We start from the raw sequence: 18,400 nt of genomic DNA, 5'->3' as shown, positions 1-18,400 counted from the left end.
GAAGGAGAATCATGCAGAGTCCGCACCAGATCCTTGGCCCCAGCCGCCGCAGCCTACTGCTCGGCGCCGGCGCCACCGCCCTGACCGCAGCCGCAGCAAGCGCCGCATCCGCCACAACCGCAGCCGCCTCGACCACCTCCGCCGGAGCCGGCTCTGCAGCCGGGGCCGGTTCGGCAGGGGCGGCGTCGGCAGGAGCGGCGTCGGGGGCGGGAGGCGCCTCCGCTGCAGCGGGTGGTGTCGCGGCTGCCGCCGTACCGTCGCCGGACGCGTTGCCGTTGACGGGTGGGCCTGACTTTCCGATCGGGTTGTTCTGGCCGCCGCATCCGTATGCGAGCACCGCTCAGCGGTTCGCGGAGATCAAGAACGCCGGGTTCGACTTCGTCATCTCCGGCAACTACGCCGGCGACGGCAACATCTTCCAGTACCAGCTCGGCCTCGCCCGCGACGCCGGCCTGAAGATGCTGATCTCGGACGACATCCAGATCCGCAACATGTCCCGCTGGTTCTCGATCTCCGACACCACCACCGACTTCCTCAGCGTGACCCCGGCCGAGGCCAGTGCGCTCTACATCCGCGCCCGCGACGCGTACGGCCCGTACTCGTCGCTGGCCGGCTTCAACTTCTACGACGAGCCGGGCGCGGGCTGGTTCGCGACGCTGGCGAAGGCGCTTACGATCTCGCGTGAGCTGGCGCCACAGTTGCTGCCGTACATCAACCTGCTGCCGTCCGACGACGCGACGTACTATCGCAACTTCGTCGATGTGGTGAAGCCGTCGCTGATCTCCTTCGACCGGTACCCGCTGCTGTCCGAGGGGCGGGAGGACGAGAACTACTTCCACAACTGGGCGATCGTCCGGGACGCGGCGTTGTACGGCGACATCCCGTCGTGGGTCTACATCCAGACGCTTGCCTACAACAACCATCGCGAACCGACGGCGGCCGAGCTGCTCTGGCAGATCAACGTCAGCCTCGCGTACGGCGCGAAGGGCATCCAGTACTTCACATACTGGACGCCGGAGGCCGCTCGCGGTGAGGGATTCGGGCCGGCGCTGATCACGGTCGACGGCAAGCGGACGGCGCGGTACGACGCCGCGAAGCAGATCAACACCGGTTGGTTGCATCAGGTCGGGCGTGAGCTGAAGCCGCTGGTGTCGGAGTCCGTGGTGCATGCCAACGAGACTCCGTTGCCCAACGGTGCGGTTGGGTTCACGCCGACGAACCTGGTGTCGGCGGTCTCCGGGGATTCGGTTGTCGTGGGCACCTTCCGGTCGCGGGATGCCGCGTTGGGTGATCGGTGGGTGTTGGTTGCCAACCGGTCGCATAGCGCGCGGGCTCGGGCGGTTGTGGCGGTGAACGAGCAGACGGTTGGGTCGGTTGGGGTGTTCCAGCCGGCGAGGGGGAAGTACGTGTCGCAGCGGGTCGGGCCGGTTCAGGTCTCGCTGGCTCCTGGTGCGGCGACGTTGGTCAAGCTCGGCGCGAAGTAGTCAGGTGGTCTGGCCGGTGTAGATGCCCATCGCGCGGAAGCGGAGGGCCGGGGCCGCGTACTCCTCCAGGGCGTGGGCGGTCCAGCCGATCATCCGGGCGAGCGCGAACAGGGCGTCGCCGGTGTCCGGGCGGAAGTTGTACGCATGCATGATCGCGGCGATGGCGAGGTCGCTGTTCGGGAAGGTCGGGGCGCGCTCGGTGATGGCGGCGATCGTGCTGACGATCGGGTGGTCGCCGAGGAGACCTATCAGTACTTCGGCGCGTGGGTCGCGGTGCTGGTAGATGCGGTGGCCAAAGCCGGGGATGGGTTCGCCTGATCGCAGTTGGTCCGAGAGTGCTTTCAGGGGGTCCTGCTGTGCGCGCTGGAGGAACTCGTAGGCGAGGGTCGGCGCGGCGCCGTGGTACTGGCCGTCGAGGGCGCCGAGGCCGGCGGAGATCACGGCGTACAAGTTCGCGCGTGCGCTGGCAGCAACCCTCGCTGCAACAGTCGAAACAGCAAGCCCGTGGTCGGCCAGCAGGATCAGAGCCGCATCAAGCACCTCCGGCCGAGCCGGTTCGTCCGACAGCTTGGGCCAGAGCCGTGCCCCGAGGGTCGCGTCGGGGGCCGCGTCGTCACCGTGATCCCGCGGCTGCTCGGTTAGGTCGGGCAACGCTGTCACCAGGATCCCGATCAGCCTGCCGGCCGCAGCAGTCACCGCCGGCACCGACAGATCAAACCGCAGCGGATCAGCTGCCCCCAGTACAGCCACGGCCACCCGCACCCGATCCGTCAACCGAGCCCCCTCCGGCACCACGGCAATAGCGGCCCGAGCAAGCTCCACCCCGTCCGCCGTCCCGACGAACGCATCCGGGCTGCCCGCGCTCGCGGCTGAGGTGAGGGCGGAGGTCTCCCCAGCCATCCCGGGAGAGGCGGCTGGGGACGCAGCACCCCGGGTGCTGGCGGCGGGCGCCGCGTCTGTGGGGGAGGGCTTCGGGGCTGTGCCGGTCCAGAGGAGGTGGGCTACTTGTTCGGCGGTCCAGGTGGTGGAGAGGGTGCTGGCGGGGTGACCCCGGTAGTAGAGCTCGTCGTTCTGGAGGAGGGTTAGTTGGGATTCGATGCGTTCTACTACGCCGGAGTGGTCGACCGAGCGGCTGGCCAGGCGTTCTACTTCGGTGGCTGAGAAGAGGCTGCCTCGGCGGCCTCGGGCTCGGGTGCTGGTGAGGAGGCCTCGGCTGACGTAGGCGTAGATGGTTTCGGGTTTGACCTGGAGGCGGCGGGCGACCTCGGCGGTGGTCAGGTAATTCTCGTCACCTTCGGCGGTCATCCACGCTCCCCAACGGATTCACATTGACTGGATCAATATTGACAATAGTTGATTGGCTGTCAACTCTGAAGATATGTCAACAGTGATCAATGTTCCGCCCGGTCTGCGCAACGTCGTCGTCACCGAGACGACCCTCGGCGACGTCCGTGGGGACGAGGGGTTCTACCACTACCGCCAGTACTCGGCGATCGATCTCGCCAAGTCGAAGACGCTCGAAGACGTCTGGTACCTGATGTTCGAAGGCCACCTCCCGACCGACGCCGAACGCGACCGGTTCATCGCCGAGGTCGCCCCGCTGCGCGTCCTTCCCGACGAGGTCAGCGCGGTCCTGCCCGCGATCGCGGCCGCCGGCGACAAGTTCAACCCACTCGCCGGTCTCCGCACCGCGCTCTCGCTCCTCGCGGCCGTCCGTGGTCTCAAGCCGCTGTGGGACATCGACCCGGCCCACCGCAAGGCCGACGCGATGCTGGTCTGCGCGGTCACCCCGACCATCCTCGCCGCCCTCTACCGCCTCCGCGAAGGCCAGCAGCCGCTCCAGCCCCGCGCCGACCTCTCCGCCGCCGCGAACTGGCTCTACCTCGTGACAGGCACCGAGCCGAACGCCGTACACGCCACCGCGATCGAGCACTACCTCGTCTCGACGCTGGACCACGGCTTCAACGCCTCCACCTTCACCGCCCGCGTGATCGCCTCCACCGGCGCAGACGTCGTCTCGGCCGTCGCCGGCGCGATCGGCGCCTTCTCCGGCCCGCTCCACGGCGGCGCCCCGGACCGCGCCCTCGCGAGCCTCGACGAGATCGGTACGCCGGATCGCATCGACGCCTGGGTCCGCGAGAAGGTGTCCGCGGGCGACCGGATCATGGGCTTCGGCCACGCGGTCTACCGAACCGAGGACCCGCGTTCGCTGATGCTCCGCGACATCGCCCGCGGTATCGGCGGCGACCTGGTCGACTTCGCCACCACCGTCGAGCAACGCATCGTCGACGTCCTGGCCGAGCTGAAGCCCGGCCGCAACCTCTACGCGAACGTCGAGTTCTACGCCGGCGTCGTGATGGAGCTCTGCGGCATCCCGCGCGCGATGTTCACGCCGACGTTCGCGGTCAGCCGCATCATCGGCTGGTCCGCCAACATCCTCGAACAGGCCCAGGACCCGAAGATCATCCGCCCGATCGCCACGTACGTCGGCCCGCAACCGCCGGCCCCAATTGCCTAGACGGTCAGCTAGGCGACGAACTGCATGACCCCGTCCTCGACCGCTCCGAACCGAAGCGTGACCAGGTCGCGCGGGTAGTTCTGCCGAAGGCGCCAGGGCCCCTGACTGCCCTGGCGCGGGAGGATCGCGGCCGCCCGGCGAATGTACCCGGATGACAGGTCGACCACCGGCCGGGGCGGAGCGTCGTACTCGGCCGGGTCGACCTCCGGGACGCAGATCCGTGTGCCGGTCGAGGTCAGGTGGTTGAGCAGCCGGCAGACGTACTGCGAGGTCAGGTCGGAGCGCAGCGTCCAGGAGTTGTTGGTGTACCCGATGCACCAGGCAAGGTTCGGTACGCCGCTGAGCATCATGCCCTTGTAGACAAAGGTGTCGTGCGGCTCGACCGGCCGCCCGTCGACCGTCACCTTGATGTTGCCGAGCGCAACCATCCGCAACCCGGTCGCGGTGACCACGAGATCGGCATCAAGCTCGGCCCCGGACCGCAGCAGCAGACCGGTCGGAGTGAAGCGGACGATCTCGTCGGTCACCACCGACGCCGACCCGTCCCGCAACGACTTGAAGAGATCAGCGTCCGGCACCAGACACAACCGTTGGTCCCACGGCTTGTACTGCGGCGTGAAGTGCGGATCGACCGGGATCGACTCCGGCAACTCCCGAGCCACACCGGCGTTCAGCAACCACGCCGCATGCGCCGGCCACTTGCGGAACGCGCTGTAGAGCGCGGTGCTCACGGCAACGTTCTTGCCGCGGATCAGCCGGTGTGCGAGGTTCTCCGGCAGTACGGCGCGGAGCCGGTCCGAGAACGCGTCGCGGGCGGGGCGGGAGGCGACGTAGCTCGGCGTACGCTGCAGCATCGTCACGTGTTCCGCCGTACCGGCCATGGCGGGCACGAGCGTCACCGCGGTCGCGCCGCTGCCGATGACGACCACCCGCTGGCCGGTGTAGTCCAGGTCGGCCGGCCAGTGCTGCGGGTGCACAATCCGGCCCTCGAACGAATCCTGACCGGGGAAATCGACCACATACCCCGAGTCGTAGTCGTAGTACCCGCTGCACACGTACAGGAACGAGCACGTATAAAGCGAGTCGCCAGTCTCAACGGTCCACAGCGCGTCCGCCGACGACCACGAGGCGTGTACGACGCGTTGCCCGAAGCGGATGTGCTTGTCGATGCCGTACGCCGACGCAGTCTCGTGGAGGTAGTCGAGGATCGACGGCCCGTCCGCGATCGCCTTCGCCGCCTTCCACGGGTGGAACGGGAACCCGAGCGTGAACATGTCCGAGTCCGACCGCACCCCCGGATACCGGAACAGGTCCCACGTGCCGCCGAGCGCGTCCCGCGCCTCCAGTACGGCGTACGTCCGGTCCGGGCAGCGGGTCTGGAGACGGTACGCCGCGCCGATCCCGGACAGGCCCGCGCCGACGACCAGCACGTCGAAGTGCTCCATGGAACTCACAGTACTCAACAGTAATGAAGATTCTTCCCGGGTGTTGTCGATTCCGTGTGGCGGCGATCGTCAGCAAGATGTTCAGTACAAGCCCTACACGAGGGAGAGCCTGAGATGGCGCAGTACATGTTCCTGCTGTACGACAGCGAAGAGTGGTACGACAACGTCACGCCGGACGACTGGCAGCAGGCGATGAAGCTGCACGGAGCGTTCGCCGAGGCGGTGGAGAAGGCCGGGGCGCGGATCCTCGGTGGGGAGGCGCTCGAGCGGTCGACGACGGCGAGCACCGTGAAGCAGCGCGAGGGCGCCGAGCCGCTCGTCACCGACGGTCCGTTCATCGAGACCAAGGAGGCGCTCGGCGGCTACTACGTGATCGAGGCCCGCGATCTCGACCAGGCGCTGGAGCTGGCCAAGATCTGCCCGTCCGGCAATGTCGAGGTCCGTCCGGTGATGGACACCTCGTCGGACTCGCAGCCGTCGGCCTGACATGCCTGAGCCGGGTACGCCGACGTTCCGTCCCGTCGGCGTACCCGCGGGGGACGAGCGATGACTGAGGCGGTAGAGGTCACGCGAGTGGTCGACCAGGCTCATCGCGAGAGCTGGTCGACCGTGCTCGCGTCGGTCGTGCGCCTGACGCGCGACCTCGATCTGGCCGAGGACTGCACGCAGGACGCGTTCGTCCAGGCGCTACGAACCTGGCCGGACGGGATCCCGTCGAATCCGGGTGGCTGGCTGACGACGGTCGCGCGGCGTCTCGCGCTGGACCGGCTGCGGCGGGAGACGAACCTGTGGCGGAAGCTGCCGCTGCTGGTCGAGGAGCCCGGCGAGGTCGAGCAGCCGACCGATCCGCTGCGGCTGGTGTTCACCTGCTGCCACCCGGCGCTGGCGCGCGAATCACAGGTAGCGCTGACCCTGCGGCTGATCTGCGGGCTCACGACCCGCGAGGTGGCGGCTGTCCTGCTGATCAGCGAATCGACGGCCGCGGCGCGGATCACCCGGGCCAAGAAGAAGATCGCGGCCGCGGGTATTCCGTACCGGATCCCCGCGGATCACGAGCTGCCCAAGCGGCTGGACGTCGTGCTGACCGTCGTACATCTGGTCTACACGGCAGGTCATGTGGCGGCCGGATCGGAGTTGACGCGGACGGATCTGACCGGTCGGGCGGTGGAGTTGTCGCGGCTGCTGGAGCGGTTGATGCCGGACGAGCCGGAACCGCAGGCGTTGCTCGGGTTGCTGTTGATGACCGAGGCGCGGGGTGACGCGCGGGTGAGTGCGGACGGCGAGCTGGTTCTGCTGGCGGATCAGGATCGTTCGCGGTGGGACGCGCAACTGCTGGCGGAGGGCGTCTCGCGGGCGACCTCGGCCCTCCAGCGAGGACATGGGCGCTTCGCGTTGCAGGCGGCCGTCGCCGGGCTGCATGTGACTGCGCCGACCTGGGAGAGGACCGATTGGCGTCAGGTGGTCCGGATGTACGACGCGATGATGGTGAGCTGGCCGACCCCGATCGTCGCGCTCAACCGGGCTGCCGCGCACAGCCTCGTCCCCGGCGCGGATCTGGACACGGTCCTGGACGAATTGGATGCCTTGAGCAAGGAACCCGCGCTGGCGACGTACGCGTACCTGCCTGCGACCCGCGCCGACGTGCTCACCCGCCTCGGTCGCGCGGACGAGGCCGCCGACGCCTATCGGGAAGCGATCGAGCTCACCGCCAACGAGACCGAGCGCCGCTTCCTGACGGCGAGGCTTCAGGCGCGGGGCGCCCAGAGCTGATCGGCGTCGCCGGCTTCCATCCGGCCGCGGTACACGTCGATCTTGTGGTCGATGAGCTCCAGACTCTCCTGCAGCTCGGCGAGCTGGGTGAGTACGTCGGAACGGTGCCGCTCGAGTAGTTCAAGCCGGTCCTTCTCGTTGCCACGCCCGGCGAGGACGAGCTCGGCGTACTGCCGGATCACGCGGATCGGCATCCCGGTGGCCCGGAACTTCGTGCAGATCTTGATCCAGTCCAGGTCGATCTTGCGGTAGCGGCGGCGCCCGCCCGAGGTGCGGTCGACGGTGGTGACCACCAGGCCGGCGCGTTCGTAGTACCGGAGCGTGTGGACGCTGACGCCGGTGCGTTCGGCGGCCTCGGCGATGCTGATCCCGCGTTCATTGACTTCGAGCACGCTCTAAATCCTAGCGTGGTCGGTATGACCCTCTCAACGCTCGAGGACACTGGTCTGACCAGTGTCCGCCGGTACGCCGTCCTCGTGATCTGCTGCGCGAGCCTGCTGATCTCGGTGATGGACATCTCGATCGTGAACGTCGCCCTGCCCGCGATCCGGGACGGGCTCGGGGCCTCGACGGCCGGGCTGCAGTGGACCGTCGACGCCTACACGCTGGTGCTGGCGAGCTTCCTGCTGCTGGCCGGTTCGACCGCGGATCGGTTCGGCCGGCGCCGGATGTTCCGGCTCGGGCTGATCGTGTTCGGGATCGGTTCGCTGCTGTGCAGCCTGGCGCCCGGGATCGGCTGGCTGATCGCCGCGCGGGCCGTGCAGGCGGTCGGCGGCACGATGCTGAACCCGGTCGCGATGGCGATCGTGGTGGGGGTGTTCCCGGACCGGGCCGAGCGGGCGCGGGCGATCGGGATCTTCGGTGCGACGGCCGGTCTGTCGCTCGTGCTCGGTCCGATCCTCGGCGGCGCGCTCGTCGACGGCCTCGGCTGGCGGTCGATCTTCTGGGTGAACCTTCCGATCGTCGTACTCGCAGTGATCTTCACGAGCCTGTTCGTCCCGGAGTCCCGCGCCGCCCACGGCCGCAGGTTCGACCCGGTCGGTCAGCTCCTCGTGATCTTCGTGCTCGGCGGCGTCGTGTCGGCGATCATCGAGTCGGAGAAGCACGGCTGGGGTACGCCGTTCATCGTCGGTCTGCTCGTGGTCGCAGCGGTTTCGGCGGTCGCGCTGATCGCGTACGAACGCCGGCGCGTGGAGCCGTTGCTCGAGCTTCGCCTGTTCCGCAGCGTCCCGTTCAGCTCCGCCGTACTGATCGCGCTGTTCGCCTACAGCGGCTTCGGCGCGTTCCTCTTCGTCACGACCCTCTACCTGCAGAGCGTCCGCGGCCTGTCCGCGCTCGACGCCGGCCTGTCCCTGCTGCCCGTCGGTCTGCTGATCTGCGTACTGTCGCCGCTCACCGGCCGCGTGGTCGGTTCGCACGGCCCACGTTGGCCGCTCGTCGTCGCCGGTACGGCGCTGACACTCGGAGCAGCCGCGTCGATGACGATCGGCGTCTCCACACCACTGCCCGTCATCCTCGCGATCTTCCTGCTGTTCGGCGTCTTCCTCGGCACGATCAACCCGCCGATCGCGAACTCGGCGGTCTCCGGCATGCCCGCGTCGATGACCGGCCTCGCGGCATCGCTCGCGTCGGTCGGCCGGCAGACCGGTACGTCGCTCGGCGTCGCGATCGCCGGATCGATCGTCGGTGCCAAGGCGACGACCGATCCGCAGGCGTTCGTCCACGCCGCCCACCTGGTCTGGTGGCCGATCATCGCGATGGGACTCGTCGTACTGGCGCTGGCCTTGGCGAGCACGAGCCGCCGAGCGCTCCTTACGGCGCAGGCGGTGTGAGCGGTAGACCGAAGTACGGGACGAGGCTCGGTGTGCTGAAGACGTGGATGCCGGTCAGACCAGTGGCCGTCGGCGTGAGTACGGCGACGCCGTACGCCTCGCCCTTGAAGTAGGCGCCGACCGCGGGCTGACCGTTCGCGACGATCGGGATCATCCGCCAGTCCCCGGGCTCGCCGAGCGCGGACTCCAGCAGTTGCAGGCACATCACGCGGCCGTTGAACCAGGCCGTCGTACCGACCATCTCGATCGCCGCGTCTGCGCGCAGCGCCCGTTCGAGAGCAGCCAGATCGGCGTTCTCGAAGCCGGAGATGTAATCCGCGAGCAGGGCTTGGGCCTGTGGGTCGTCCGGCTCGACAACCTCTGAGGGCGGGTTCTCGTCGAGTCGGGCTCGCGCTCGCTGCAGCGTGCTCTTCACCGCCGCGACCGAGGTGTCGAGCATGGTCGCGACCTCGGCCGCCGGGAACGCGAGCACCTCACGCAGGATCAGTACGGCGCGCTGCTTGGCCGGCAGGTACTGCAGCGCCGCGATGAGCGCCAGCCGCAGGCTCTCCCTCGTGGTCACGATCGTCGCCGGGTCGTGCACCAGCGACTCGGCGATCGGCTCGACGAAGAGCACGGACGGGTCGTCGGGAGGTGTGCCGGGGGAGAGGTCGGTGGCTGGAGCGCCGAGACCGGACGGCAGGGCGCGGCGGCCGCGTTGCTCGAGTGCGGTCAGGCAGACGTTGGTCGCGATCCGGTACAGCCACACCCGTACCGACGAGCGTTCCTCGAACGCCGACCACGACCGCCAGGCGCGCAGGTACGTTTCCTGTACGGCGTCCTCGGCCTCGTGCACTGACGCGAGCATTCGGTAGCAATGGGCGAGCAGCTCCTTCCGGAACGGCTCCGTCCGGCTACCGAAGTCACTCACCACAACCTCCTCGATCGTCACAGGCCCAGCACCGGCCGTGCCCAGCGTGCCATCCGCTGGATCGCATCGTCGGCCTCCGGCGCGCGACCCGCCGCCATCTGGAACGTGTGCTGCATCTCCGGGAACACGTCCAGCCGTACGTCGACCCCGGCCTTCTCCGCCGCCTCGGCCAGCATGTTCGCGTCGTCGAGCAGTACTTCGTCGCCGCCGACCTGGATGTAGATCGGCCCGAGCCCGGTGAGGTCGCCGTACAGCGGGTTCACGAACGGGTCCCGCGGCGAGCCGTCCGGTCCCAGGAAGAGGTAGGCGAGTCCACGGACCAGGTCGCGGTGGAAGAACGCGTCGCGGTCGCGGTTGCCGTCGTACGACGCTCCTGTCGCCTCGAAGTCGACCGCGGGGGAGAACGGCAGCGCACCGGCGGGTAAGGGCAGGCCGATCGAGCGGGCGCGGAGCTGGGTGGTGATGGCCATGCCGCCTCCGACCGAGTCGCCGGCGAACACGATGTGCTCGGGTGCGAGGCCCTGGTTGAGCAGCCAGCGGTAGGTGTCGACCGCGTGGTCGAGCTGCGCTGGGTGTGTGTGCGCGGGCGCCATCGGGTAGTCGAAGACGAGCGCACGGGACCCGACGGCTTTAGCCAGGTGAGCGAACAGCTTCCGGTGTGAGTACCGCGATCCGCCGACGTAGCCGCCGCCGTGGAGGCACAGCAGGACCCGGTCCGTGGCGGCGTTGTGCGGGTTGATCCAGAGCGCCTCGCGGCCGTCGACGGACAGGTAGTCCACGTCCGACGGTTCGGTCGTCAGCTCGGCCCAGCGGTGGTCGTCCAGTTCCTGGTCGCCTTCGCGGGTGTCCTGCTCGGCCGCTGCCCGCGACTTGGCCCAATGCCGGCGGACTGCTTCCGACTCCTTGCTCGCCATCGTGGTTCCTTTCGTTGCTGGTCGTTATCGGTACTGACCAGCGCTGCCGCGAAAAGGAATCGGCGTGCTTCACTGGGAGCATGAGCACTCCGGGCTCAGGGTCGGCGCTGTCGGCCTCGGAAGAACGCACGTGGGCGATGCTCGCGCATGTGGGGGTGTTCATCGCGGCCTGGTTCGCGATGGGGTTCCTCTGTCCGCTGATCATCTGGCTGCTGTTCCGCGGGCGGTCCGAGTTCGTCCGCAAGAACGCGGTGGAGTCGCTGAACTTCCAGATCTCCCTGCTGATCTACACGGCGATCGCGGTGGTGCTGGTACTGATCACGTTCGGTCTCGGGGTGCTGATCATCGTGCCGCTGATCGTGATCGGCGCGGTCGCGGCGGTGGTGGTCATCGTGATGGCGACGATCGCGGCGTCGAGCGGACAGGACTACCGGTATCCGTTGACAATCCGGTTCATCCGTTGACGGTCGGCTAGGGTCGGGCCGGTGGAACTCATCGGCCAGGGCATGGAAGGCGCGGTCTACGACCTCGGGGACGGGACCGTGCGGAAGGTCTGGTTCGACCGGCGGCCGGAGGATGTGCTGCCGCTGAAGGCGTTCCTGGACGAGCTGCCGGAGCTGCCGTTCCGTACGCCGCGGATCCGCGAGATCGGCGTGGGGGAGAACGGGCTGGCGGTCAGCGTCGAGGACAAGCTGACCGGCGTACCGCTGCGCGAGGCCGGTCTACCGGAGGAGCAGGCCCTCGACGCGTTCGTGCTGGTCGTCGAAGCGCTGCGATCCACCCGCCCCGGACCGGCGGCCACGGCAATGACCGTGATCAACGAGCCTTTCTGGAAGCAGTCCTGGGGCGAGAGTCTCGCGGTCTTGGTGGGGCGTCGCGCGGCGGCCTCGAAGGTTCACCTCGAGCGGGACGTGCCTGGGTTCCCTCGGCTGTTGGACCAGGTGGTTGAGGGGCTGAGCAGCCTGCCTGACCTCGCGTTGAGTGTGGTGCATGGCGACATCTGCCCGCCCAACGTGCTGATGGACGGCGCACGGGTCGCGGCGGTGTTGGACTGGGGGTTCTTGTCGACCGCGGGGGACAACACGTTCGAGGCGTCGTTGGCGGCCGGGTTCTTCGACATGTATGGGCCGGAGGCGCGGCGGCTGGACGAGCTGCTGCTGGGGCGGTTCGAAGAGCTCGGGCATGACCGGGAGCGGATGCGGCTCTACCGCCAGGCGTACGCGATCATCACCGCGACCATCTACGACGAGAACGCCGGAGACGGGCATTACGTCTGGTGCGTCAACCAGCTCACGAAGTGATCGGTACGCCGGCTCGCAGGTTGTGGAGCTGATCCGGCGCGGCCAGAAGCATCGGGAGCCGCCTGGCATTCAGCGGCGAGACCAGGCCTTCCAGCTCCTCGGGTGCGTGCCACGACAGGCCGCGGATCTCGAAGCCGTCCGGCTGCAGCTCGTCGATCAGTGACGGGTCATGTACGCCGCCGTCGTACAGGATCTCGACCGCGTCGCCCCAGCCCTCCCAGCGCGGTAGCCAGTCGATCGCCAGCACGGCGAGCAGCGGCAGCGCCGTACCGATCTCTTCCTGCATCTCCCGGGACGCACCGGTCGCCGGGTCCTCGTCGGGCTCGACCACACCGCCGGGCAGCTCCAGGTCCTTCTTGTAGCTGACCTGACAGAGCAGGACGCGCCCAGCGGTGTCGCGTACGACGACGTGGGCGATCACCCGCTTCTTGGGCAGCGTCGAGTCCATCAACGCCGTCCAGCCCGTCACCGAGTCCGGCCGCGGGTCGTCCTTGCGCATCCCGTAGATCGCGACGTCCCGGCGCTCGCCGTCGACCAGCGCGCCGCCGCGCAACACGCCCTCACGCCGGAAACCGGACCGGATGGCCACCCGGGCGCTCGAGTGCAGCTCGGGGTCGACCTCGACCTGCAGCCGCTCCAGCCCGAGCTCGGCGAATGCGTACTCCGACACGAGTCGCAGCGCCTGCTGGGCCGGTCCGGGGCCGCCGTCGAGCGACCAGACGACCAGAGCGACTCCGGGCGTGGTCCGGCGCACCTCGACCGTGCCCAGGGTGTCTCCCGCGTGCTCCGGGCCGCCCGGGTGGATGTGCTCGACGGTGAACGTCGTCACCTGCCCGTTCGGCGGCGAAGGTCGCAGCGTCAGCTCACCATCTGACAAGGGGTCCACGGCGGTCACCCCTGAACGCTACCCGGTGAAGCGTAGGTACACCGTTGCCAGGGGTGGGACGGACAGTTCGGTGCTGGTGGTCATCCCGTGCCACTCCGGCCCGTCGGCCTCGACGGCGCCGAAGTTGCCGACGCCGGAGCCGCCGTACGTGTTGGCGTCGGTGTTGACGACCTCTTCCCAGCGGCCGGCGTACGGGAGGCCGAGTCGGTAGCCGTGGTGCGGGATCGCGGAGAAGTTCGCGACACACGCCACGGTGGGCTCGCCCTCGTCGCCGTACCGGACGAACGAGAAGATGTTGTTGCTGGCGTCGTTCGCGTCGATCCAGCTGAACTTCTCCGCGTCATGGTCGGTGCGCCAGAACGCCGGAGTGTCCTTGTAGACGCGGTTCAGGTCGCGGACCAGCTGCTGCAGACCCTGGTGGTCGCTGTGGTCCAGCAGCCACCAGTCCAGCTCGCCCTTCTCCGACCACTCCGACTCCTGGCCGAACTCGCAGCCCATGAACAGCAGCTGCTTGCCCGGGTGCGCCCACATCATCGCCAGGTACGCACGCAGGTTCGCCAGCTGCTGCCAGCGGTCGCCGGGCATCTTGCGCAGCAGCGATCCCTTGCCGTGCACGACCTCGTCGTGGGAAAGCGGGAGGACGAAGTTCTCGGAGTACGCGTACATCATCGAGAACGTCAGCTCGTGGTGGTGGTACTGCCGATGGATCGGCTCGTGCTCCAGGTAGCGGAGTGAGTCGTTCATCCAGCCCATGTTCCACTTGAAGCCGAAGCCGAGCCCGCCGAGATGCGTCCCGCGGGTGACGCCCGGCCAGGACGTCGACTCCTCGGCGACGGTGATGACTCCGGGGACGCGCTTGTAGAGGGTCGCGTTCATCTCCTGCAGGAACGAGACGGCCTCCAGGTTCTCGCGGCCGCCGTACTGGTTCGGGACCCACTGGCCGTCCTGGCGCGAGTAGTCCAGGTAGAGCATCGAGGCGACCGCGTCCACGCGCAGGCCGTCGATGTGGAACTCCTCGGCCCAGTAGATCGCGTTCGCCACCAGGAAGTTCCGCACCTGCGGGCGGCCGAAGTCGAAGACCAGCGTGCCCCAGTCCGGCTGCTCGCCGCGGCGCGGATCCGGGTGCTCGTACAGCGGCGTACCGTCGAAGCGGGCCAGGGCCCAGGCATCCTTCGGGAAGTGTGCGGGCACCCAGTCGACGATCACGCCGATCCCGGCCTGGTGCAGCCGGTCGACGAGCAGGCGGAAGTCGTCGGGGTCGCCGAAGCGCGAGGTCGGGGCGAAGTACGACGTGACCTGGTAGCCCCACGATCCGCCGAACGGGTGCTCCATCACCGGCATCAGCTCGACGTGGGTGAACCCCATGTCGTTGACGTAGGCAACAAGTTCGTCGGCCAGCTCGCGGTACGAGCGGCCCTTCCGCCAGGACCCGAGATGTACTTCGTACACGCTCATCGGCTCGGCGTACGCCTCGGCCTGCGCGCGCCGCTCCAGCCACGCCGCGTCGCTCCACTCGTACGCCGACTCGGTGACGACTGACGCGTTCGCCGGGGGAGTCTCGGCCAGGTTGGCCATCGGGTCGGCCTTCTGCCGCCAGACGCCGTCGCGGCCGCAGATGTCGAACTTGTACCGCGTGCCGGCGCCGACGCCGGGCACGAAGATCTCCCAGACACCGGAAGAGCCCAGCGAGCGCATCGGGTGGGCGCGGCCGTCCCAGAAGTTGAAGTCCGCGGTCAGCCGGATCCCCTGCGCGTTCGGGGCCCAGACGGCGAACGACGTACCGGTGACGGTCCCGGTCGGGCCGTCGTACCGGCGGACGTGGGCGCCGAGCACGGTCCACAGCTGCTCGTGCCGGCCCTCGCCGATCAGGTGCAGGTCGACCTCGCCCAGCGACGGGAGATAGCGGTACGGGTCGTCGACCACGGTCGCGGGACCGTCGGTGTAGGTCACCTCGAGGCGGTAGTCCGGGACCTTGTCGACGTCGAGTACGCCGACCCAGATGCCGTCGTACTCGTGCCGGAGATCGAGGCGGTGGTCGTCGTACAGCACGGTGACGCTCTTCGCGAACGGCCGCAGCGCTCGCACCGTCACACCGTGCTCACCGAGATGCGGGCCGAGCACCCGATGAGGATCGTGGTACGTGCCGCCGACGAGTCTCTCCAGCTCGGTCCGATCGACCGGTACCGCTGTCACCACAGGCTCCTCAACCGCCACCACAGGCTCCTCAAAAGCTTCGCGCTCTCCCATGAATCCCATCCTGCCCGATCAGCCCCGTCTTCACTGCACCCCGTACCCGCCGAGTCCCGACGTACACAATCCTCAATCGGCCAAAGCTTCTCGTACGGCGTTGAGGCGGGCGGCGTACCTGGACCAGGCGAAGCCCGTCTGCGTGTAGATCGTGGTGGTTTCGGCCAGCAGCGTGGCGGCTTGCAGGCCGTTGCCCTGCGCGAGGGCGAGCGCGGTGGCTACTGCCCGGGCGGCCAGCCAGGAGGTGCTCTGCTCGGTCGTCTCGGCGAAGACTGCGTCGAGGAGGGCGGCTGCCTCGGCCACTTCGCCTTGCAGGATGAGCAGATCGGCCAGGTCGATGTACGCGTGCGTGACGCCGCTGTCGTCGGCGACGGCGTACTCGACCGCTGAGCGCAGGTACTTCTCGGCAGCGTCGAGGTCGGCGCGGGCGACGGCGACCACGCCGCGGATCACCTCGTTGAGCGGGAGGATCTGGCGGTCGTCGAGGCGGCGGGCGTAGTAGTCGGACTCGGCGGCTGCTTTGAGTGCTTCGTCGTACCGGTTGAGGCTGACGAGCGCGCCGGCGAGGTTGCTGAGGCCGCGGGACAGGCCGTGCTCGTCGCCGTACTCGCGGTCCGCGACGATGCAGGTCTCGTAGCACTCGAGGGCCTTCGCGGGTTGGCCTGTGTAGACGTACAGGGTGCCCAGTGCGTCGGTGCAGGCGGAGAGTCTGCGTTCGTGCTGCGGTGAGGTCCGGGCGAGCGCTTGGCCGGCCAGCAAGGGGGTGAACGCGTCTGTGAGATGGCCGCGTTCGATCTCGACGATGCTGCGGTAGTAGAGCGCTGTCAGGGTGAGGCTGTCGTCGTCCTGTGTCCGGGCCAGTGCCTCGGCTTCGGTGAGGGCCTCTGCGGCTTCGTCGAAGCGGCCGCGCATGGTGAGGACGAAGCCGTGGTTGCTGAGGGCGGCGACTCGTTCGGCGGTGGTTGCGTTCGGGGCGTCCGCCAGTGCGGCGAAATGGCGGGCGGCTTCGGCGTACCAGCCTCTGATCAGCCAGGGGGTGTGGAGGGCGAGCGCTAGTCGGAGGCCGACGACGGCCCGGTCTGTGCCTGGGGCGCGGTCCAGGATGTCGAGCAGGTTGGGCCATTCGGCGAAGACTTCGGTGATCGAGTCGGCCGATGCGAAGTCGTCGTCGCGGGCGGCTGTCTCGACGAAGCTGAGGGCCCAGCCGAGTTGTGCTTTGCGGGCTTGGTCGGTTTCGTGTGCGTCCTCGAGCTTGGTCAGGGCGTAGTCGCGGACGGTTTCCAGGAGGCGGAAGCGGCGGCCGTTCACAGCTTCGACCGTGAGGAGGGAGCGGTCGGCCAGTTCGGTCAGGGCGGGTGCTACGTCGCGCGGGTTGTCGGCGACCTGTTCGGCGGCTTCGAGGGTGAAGCCGCCGGCGAATACGGCTATGCGGCGGAGTACTGCGCGCTCTCGGTCACCTAGGAGTTGATGGCTCCAGTCGAGTGCGGCGACCAGACTGGTGTGTCTGAGTTGGGCGTCGCGGGAGCCGGCGACCAGTAGTCGCATGCGGTCGGCGAGGCGCTTTGCGAGTTGGGGGACGGTCAGGGTGCGGGTGAGACCGGCAGCTAGCTCGATGCCTAGTGGGTAGCGGTCTACCGCCGTACAGATGGCTGCGATCTGCTCGGGGTCGGCGCTGTGGGCGTCGGTGGCGCAGCGCTCGGTGAACAGCTTGGCCGCGTCGAGTGCGTCCAGGGGGCGCATCGGGCGGACTTCCTCGGCGGCCAGCTGCAGTGGTCGCTGGGAGGTGACCAGGATGGTGAGGGCGGGCGCCCGACGGAGCAGTCCGGCGACGATCTCCGCTGTCGGCTCGACCACATGCTCCGCGTTGTCGAGCACCAGCACGGACCCATCCAGGCTCGCCGCAGCCGCCCCAATCGGATCGTGCCCGCCGGCGTCATCCCCCACAATCGCTTCCAGCACAGCACTCTCCCGCTGCAACGGCGCCAACTCAACAACCCGCACCACGCGCCCCACCGCCCGCGCCGCCTCAAACCCCAACCGCGACTTCCCACTCCCCGGCCCACCCGTCAACGTAACCAACCCAGGCTGCTCGAGCCGCCGCACGAGCGAGGCGAGGTCGAGGTCACGCCCCACAAAGCTCGTGAGGGGAGCCGGCAGTCCGCTCACCCCGGTGGGCGCCGGAGCGCCGCCCACCACCGACTCCGCTCGCGCGGGGGGCGCGCTTCCGACCGTCCGCCCCGCCCGCGGAGCGGGTGGGGTTGGGGTTAGCAGGAGGGTTGGGTCTTGGCGGAGTAGGCGTAGTTCCATCGCCGCCGTGTCGGGGGTGGGGTCTACGCCTAGTTCTTCGGCTAGGCGGGTGCGGAGTTTGGAGAGGCGGGAGAGGGCGTCGGCTTGGCGGCCGGTGCGGTAGAGGGAGAGGGCCAGTAGGCACCAGAGGCGTTCGTGTAAAGGGTTTTCGCCCGCCAGCGCCTCGAGCTCGCGGGCGGCTTCGGCGGCGTGGCCCAGGGCTAGCTCGGCGTCCAGGAGTTCGACCTGGAGAGCCAGTCGCCACGCGTCGAGTTGTTCGCCCTCGGCAACGGAGTACGGGACGGTGCGTAGGTCGGCGAGGGATGGGCCTCGCCAGTGGGAGAGCGCCGCGCGGGCCGACGTACGGACGAGGGCGTGGTCACCGGAGCGGACGGCTGCGTGCATCTGATCGGCCGCGGCGCGGGCTTCGGTCAGGTCAGTGACGCGCGCCGCCAGCGCGTACCCGCCGTTCGAGCGGGTGAGGAGTGAAGGGAGCTCGAGTGCTGACCGGAGCCGGGACGCGAGGACGCGGAGGCGCTCGGTCGGTCGGGCCAGGTCGACGTCACCCCAGAGGTCGGCCGCGAGCCGGTTGTCCGGAACGGACATGCCGCCGGCCAGCGCGAGCCGGACGAGCAGCGCCCGTTCCAGCGGGCGGTCGACCGAGAGCGGGGTGCCGCCAAGCCTGACCACCAGAGGGCCGAGAACACGGACCTCTAGCAGCGGCTCGGGAGGCATACGCGCAAGTATTACAGTGGTCGGCCACCCACGCTCTGTAATTCTCCGCCGGAGTTGGATTACTTGGCAGAG

General features: G+C 68.7%; 15 protein-coding genes. 7 read left to right on the top strand and 8 right to left on the bottom strand.

All coding sequences use genetic code 11. The features are described from left to right. Window positions 1-11 precede the first annotated feature (11 nt). Window positions 12-1,484, top strand: a complete 1,473-nt coding sequence (locus FDA38_RS40060; protein WP_233715205.1) for a hypothetical protein — start codon at window positions 12-14, stop codon at window positions 1,482-1,484. Here FDA38_RS40060 and FDA38_RS40055 read toward each other — a convergent pair whose 3' ends face one another. Further along, on the bottom strand, window positions 1,485-2,789 hold the full coding sequence (locus tag FDA38_RS40055; RefSeq protein ID WP_137259415.1) for a citrate/2-methylcitrate synthase: 1,305 nt from the start codon (window positions 2,787-2,789) through the stop codon (window positions 1,485-1,487). Between the two features lie 73 nt (window positions 2,790-2,862). Between FDA38_RS40055 and FDA38_RS40050 the strand changes: the two genes are divergently transcribed. Then, window positions 2,863-4,002 carry a citrate/2-methylcitrate synthase gene (locus FDA38_RS40050; protein WP_137259414.1) on the top strand — a complete coding sequence of 380 codons (1,140 nt, stop codon included), beginning with the start codon at window positions 2,863-2,865 and terminating at the stop codon, window positions 4,000-4,002. Between the two features lie 8 nt (window positions 4,003-4,010). Here the strand turns inward: FDA38_RS40050 and FDA38_RS40045 are convergent, their stop codons facing one another. Then, window positions 4,011-5,447, bottom strand: a complete 1,437-nt coding sequence (locus FDA38_RS40045; RefSeq protein WP_137259413.1) for a flavin-containing monooxygenase — start codon at window positions 5,445-5,447, stop codon at window positions 4,011-4,013. Window positions 5,448-5,561: 114 nt separating this feature from the next. Here FDA38_RS40045 and FDA38_RS40040 point away from each other — a divergent pair, with 114 nt between their 5' ends. Beyond that, on the top strand, window positions 5,562-5,933 hold the full coding sequence (locus FDA38_RS40040; RefSeq protein WP_137259412.1) for a YciI family protein: 372 nt from the start codon (window positions 5,562-5,564) through the stop codon (window positions 5,931-5,933). Window positions 5,934-5,993: 60 nt separating this feature from the next. Then, window positions 5,994-7,217 (top strand): RNA polymerase sigma factor, encoded by a 1,224-nt coding sequence (locus tag FDA38_RS40035; protein ID WP_137259411.1) that lies wholly within the window; start codon window positions 5,994-5,996, stop codon window positions 7,215-7,217. On the opposite strand, the gene FDA38_RS40030 is transcribed toward FDA38_RS40035, so the two are convergent. Beyond that, window positions 7,193-7,609: a MerR family transcriptional regulator gene (locus FDA38_RS40030; RefSeq protein ID WP_137259410.1), complete on the bottom strand. Its 417-nt coding sequence runs from the start codon at window positions 7,607-7,609 to the stop codon at window positions 7,193-7,195. The genes FDA38_RS40035 and FDA38_RS40030 overlap by 25 nt on opposite strands. A 24-nt stretch (window positions 7,610-7,633) precedes the next feature. On the opposite strand from FDA38_RS40030, the gene FDA38_RS40025 reads away from it, so the two are divergent. Next, window positions 7,634-9,049, top strand: coding sequence for an MFS transporter (locus FDA38_RS40025; RefSeq protein WP_137259409.1), 1,416 nt, complete (start codon window positions 7,634-7,636; stop codon window positions 9,047-9,049). Here the strand turns inward: FDA38_RS40025 and FDA38_RS40020 are convergent. Both FDA38_RS40020 and FDA38_RS40015 read right to left on the bottom strand, forming a co-directional pair. Further along, window positions 9,030-9,959, bottom strand: a complete 930-nt coding sequence (locus FDA38_RS40020; RefSeq protein ID WP_137259408.1) for an RNA polymerase subunit sigma-70 — start codon at window positions 9,957-9,959, stop codon at window positions 9,030-9,032. The two genes, FDA38_RS40025 and FDA38_RS40020, sit on opposite strands and share 20 nt — an antisense overlap. Window positions 9,960-9,976: 17 nt before the next feature. Next, window positions 9,977-10,873: an alpha/beta hydrolase gene (locus FDA38_RS40015; protein WP_137259407.1), complete on the bottom strand. Its 897-nt coding sequence runs from the start codon at window positions 10,871-10,873 to the stop codon at window positions 9,977-9,979. Between the two features lie 80 nt (window positions 10,874-10,953). Here FDA38_RS40015 and FDA38_RS40010 point away from each other — a divergent pair, with 80 nt between their 5' ends. Both FDA38_RS40010 and FDA38_RS40005 read left to right on the top strand, forming a co-directional pair. Beyond that, window positions 10,954-11,337: a DUF4870 domain-containing protein gene (locus tag FDA38_RS40010; RefSeq protein ID WP_137259406.1), complete on the top strand. Its 384-nt coding sequence runs from the start codon at window positions 10,954-10,956 to the stop codon at window positions 11,335-11,337. Window positions 11,338-11,358: 21 nt separating this feature from the next. Then, window positions 11,359-12,174 carry an aminoglycoside phosphotransferase family protein gene (locus FDA38_RS40005; protein ID WP_137259405.1) on the top strand — a complete coding sequence of 272 codons (816 nt, stop codon included), beginning with the start codon at window positions 11,359-11,361 and terminating at the stop codon, window positions 12,172-12,174. Here FDA38_RS40005 and FDA38_RS40000 read toward each other — a convergent pair. The 3 genes from FDA38_RS40000 to FDA38_RS39990 all read right to left on the bottom strand — a co-directional run bounded on the left by FDA38_RS40000 (window position 12,164) and on the right by FDA38_RS39990 (window position 18,328). Then, entirely contained in the window at window positions 12,164-13,069 is a 906-nt protein-coding gene (locus FDA38_RS40000) for an NUDIX hydrolase (protein WP_137259404.1), read from the bottom strand. The genes FDA38_RS40005 and FDA38_RS40000 overlap by 11 nt on opposite strands. Before the next feature lie 9 nt (window positions 13,070-13,078). Further along, window positions 13,079-15,253, bottom strand: a complete 2,175-nt coding sequence (gene glgB / locus FDA38_RS39995) for a 1,4-alpha-glucan branching protein GlgB (RefSeq protein ID WP_267901784.1) — start codon at window positions 15,251-15,253, stop codon at window positions 13,079-13,081. A 126-nt stretch (window positions 15,254-15,379) separates the two neighbouring features. Continuing rightward, window positions 15,380-18,328, bottom strand: coding sequence for an AfsR/SARP family transcriptional regulator (locus tag FDA38_RS39990; RefSeq protein WP_137259402.1), 2,949 nt, complete (start codon window positions 18,326-18,328; stop codon window positions 15,380-15,382). Between the last annotated feature and the right edge of the window lie 72 nt (window positions 18,329-18,400).

The organism is Kribbella jiaozuonensis (assembly GCF_005233875.1).
Classification (GTDB): domain Bacteria; phylum Actinomycetota; class Actinomycetes; order Propionibacteriales; family Kribbellaceae; genus Kribbella; species Kribbella jiaozuonensis.
This window is presented reverse-complemented; position numbering and strand designations above follow the sequence as displayed.

Coding starts and splice junctions, on each gene's coding strand:
- FDA38_RS40060 (WP_233715205.1), top strand. CDS start 12: ATGCAGAGTCCGCACCAGATCCTTGGCCCCAGCCGCCGCAGCCTACTG.
- FDA38_RS40055 (WP_137259415.1), bottom strand. CDS start 2,789: ATGACCGCCGAAGGTGACGAGAATTACCTGACCACCGCCGAGGTCGCC.
- FDA38_RS40050 (WP_137259414.1), top strand. CDS start 2,863: ATGTCAACAGTGATCAATGTTCCGCCCGGTCTGCGCAACGTCGTCGTC.
- FDA38_RS40045 (WP_137259413.1), bottom strand. CDS start 5,447: ATGGAGCACTTCGACGTGCTGGTCGTCGGCGCGGGCCTGTCCGGGATC.
- FDA38_RS40040 (WP_137259412.1), top strand. CDS start 5,562: ATGGCGCAGTACATGTTCCTGCTGTACGACAGCGAAGAGTGGTACGAC.
- FDA38_RS40035 (WP_137259411.1), top strand. CDS start 5,994: ATGACTGAGGCGGTAGAGGTCACGCGAGTGGTCGACCAGGCTCATCGC.
- FDA38_RS40025 (WP_137259409.1), top strand. CDS start 7,634: ATGACCCTCTCAACGCTCGAGGACACTGGTCTGACCAGTGTCCGCCGG.
- FDA38_RS40015 (WP_137259407.1), bottom strand. CDS start 10,873: ATGGCGAGCAAGGAGTCGGAAGCAGTCCGCCGGCATTGGGCCAAGTCG.
- FDA38_RS40010 (WP_137259406.1), top strand. CDS start 10,954: ATGAGCACTCCGGGCTCAGGGTCGGCGCTGTCGGCCTCGGAAGAACGC.
- FDA38_RS39990 (WP_137259402.1), bottom strand. CDS start 18,328: ATGCCTCCCGAGCCGCTGCTAGAGGTCCGTGTTCTCGGCCCTCTGGTG.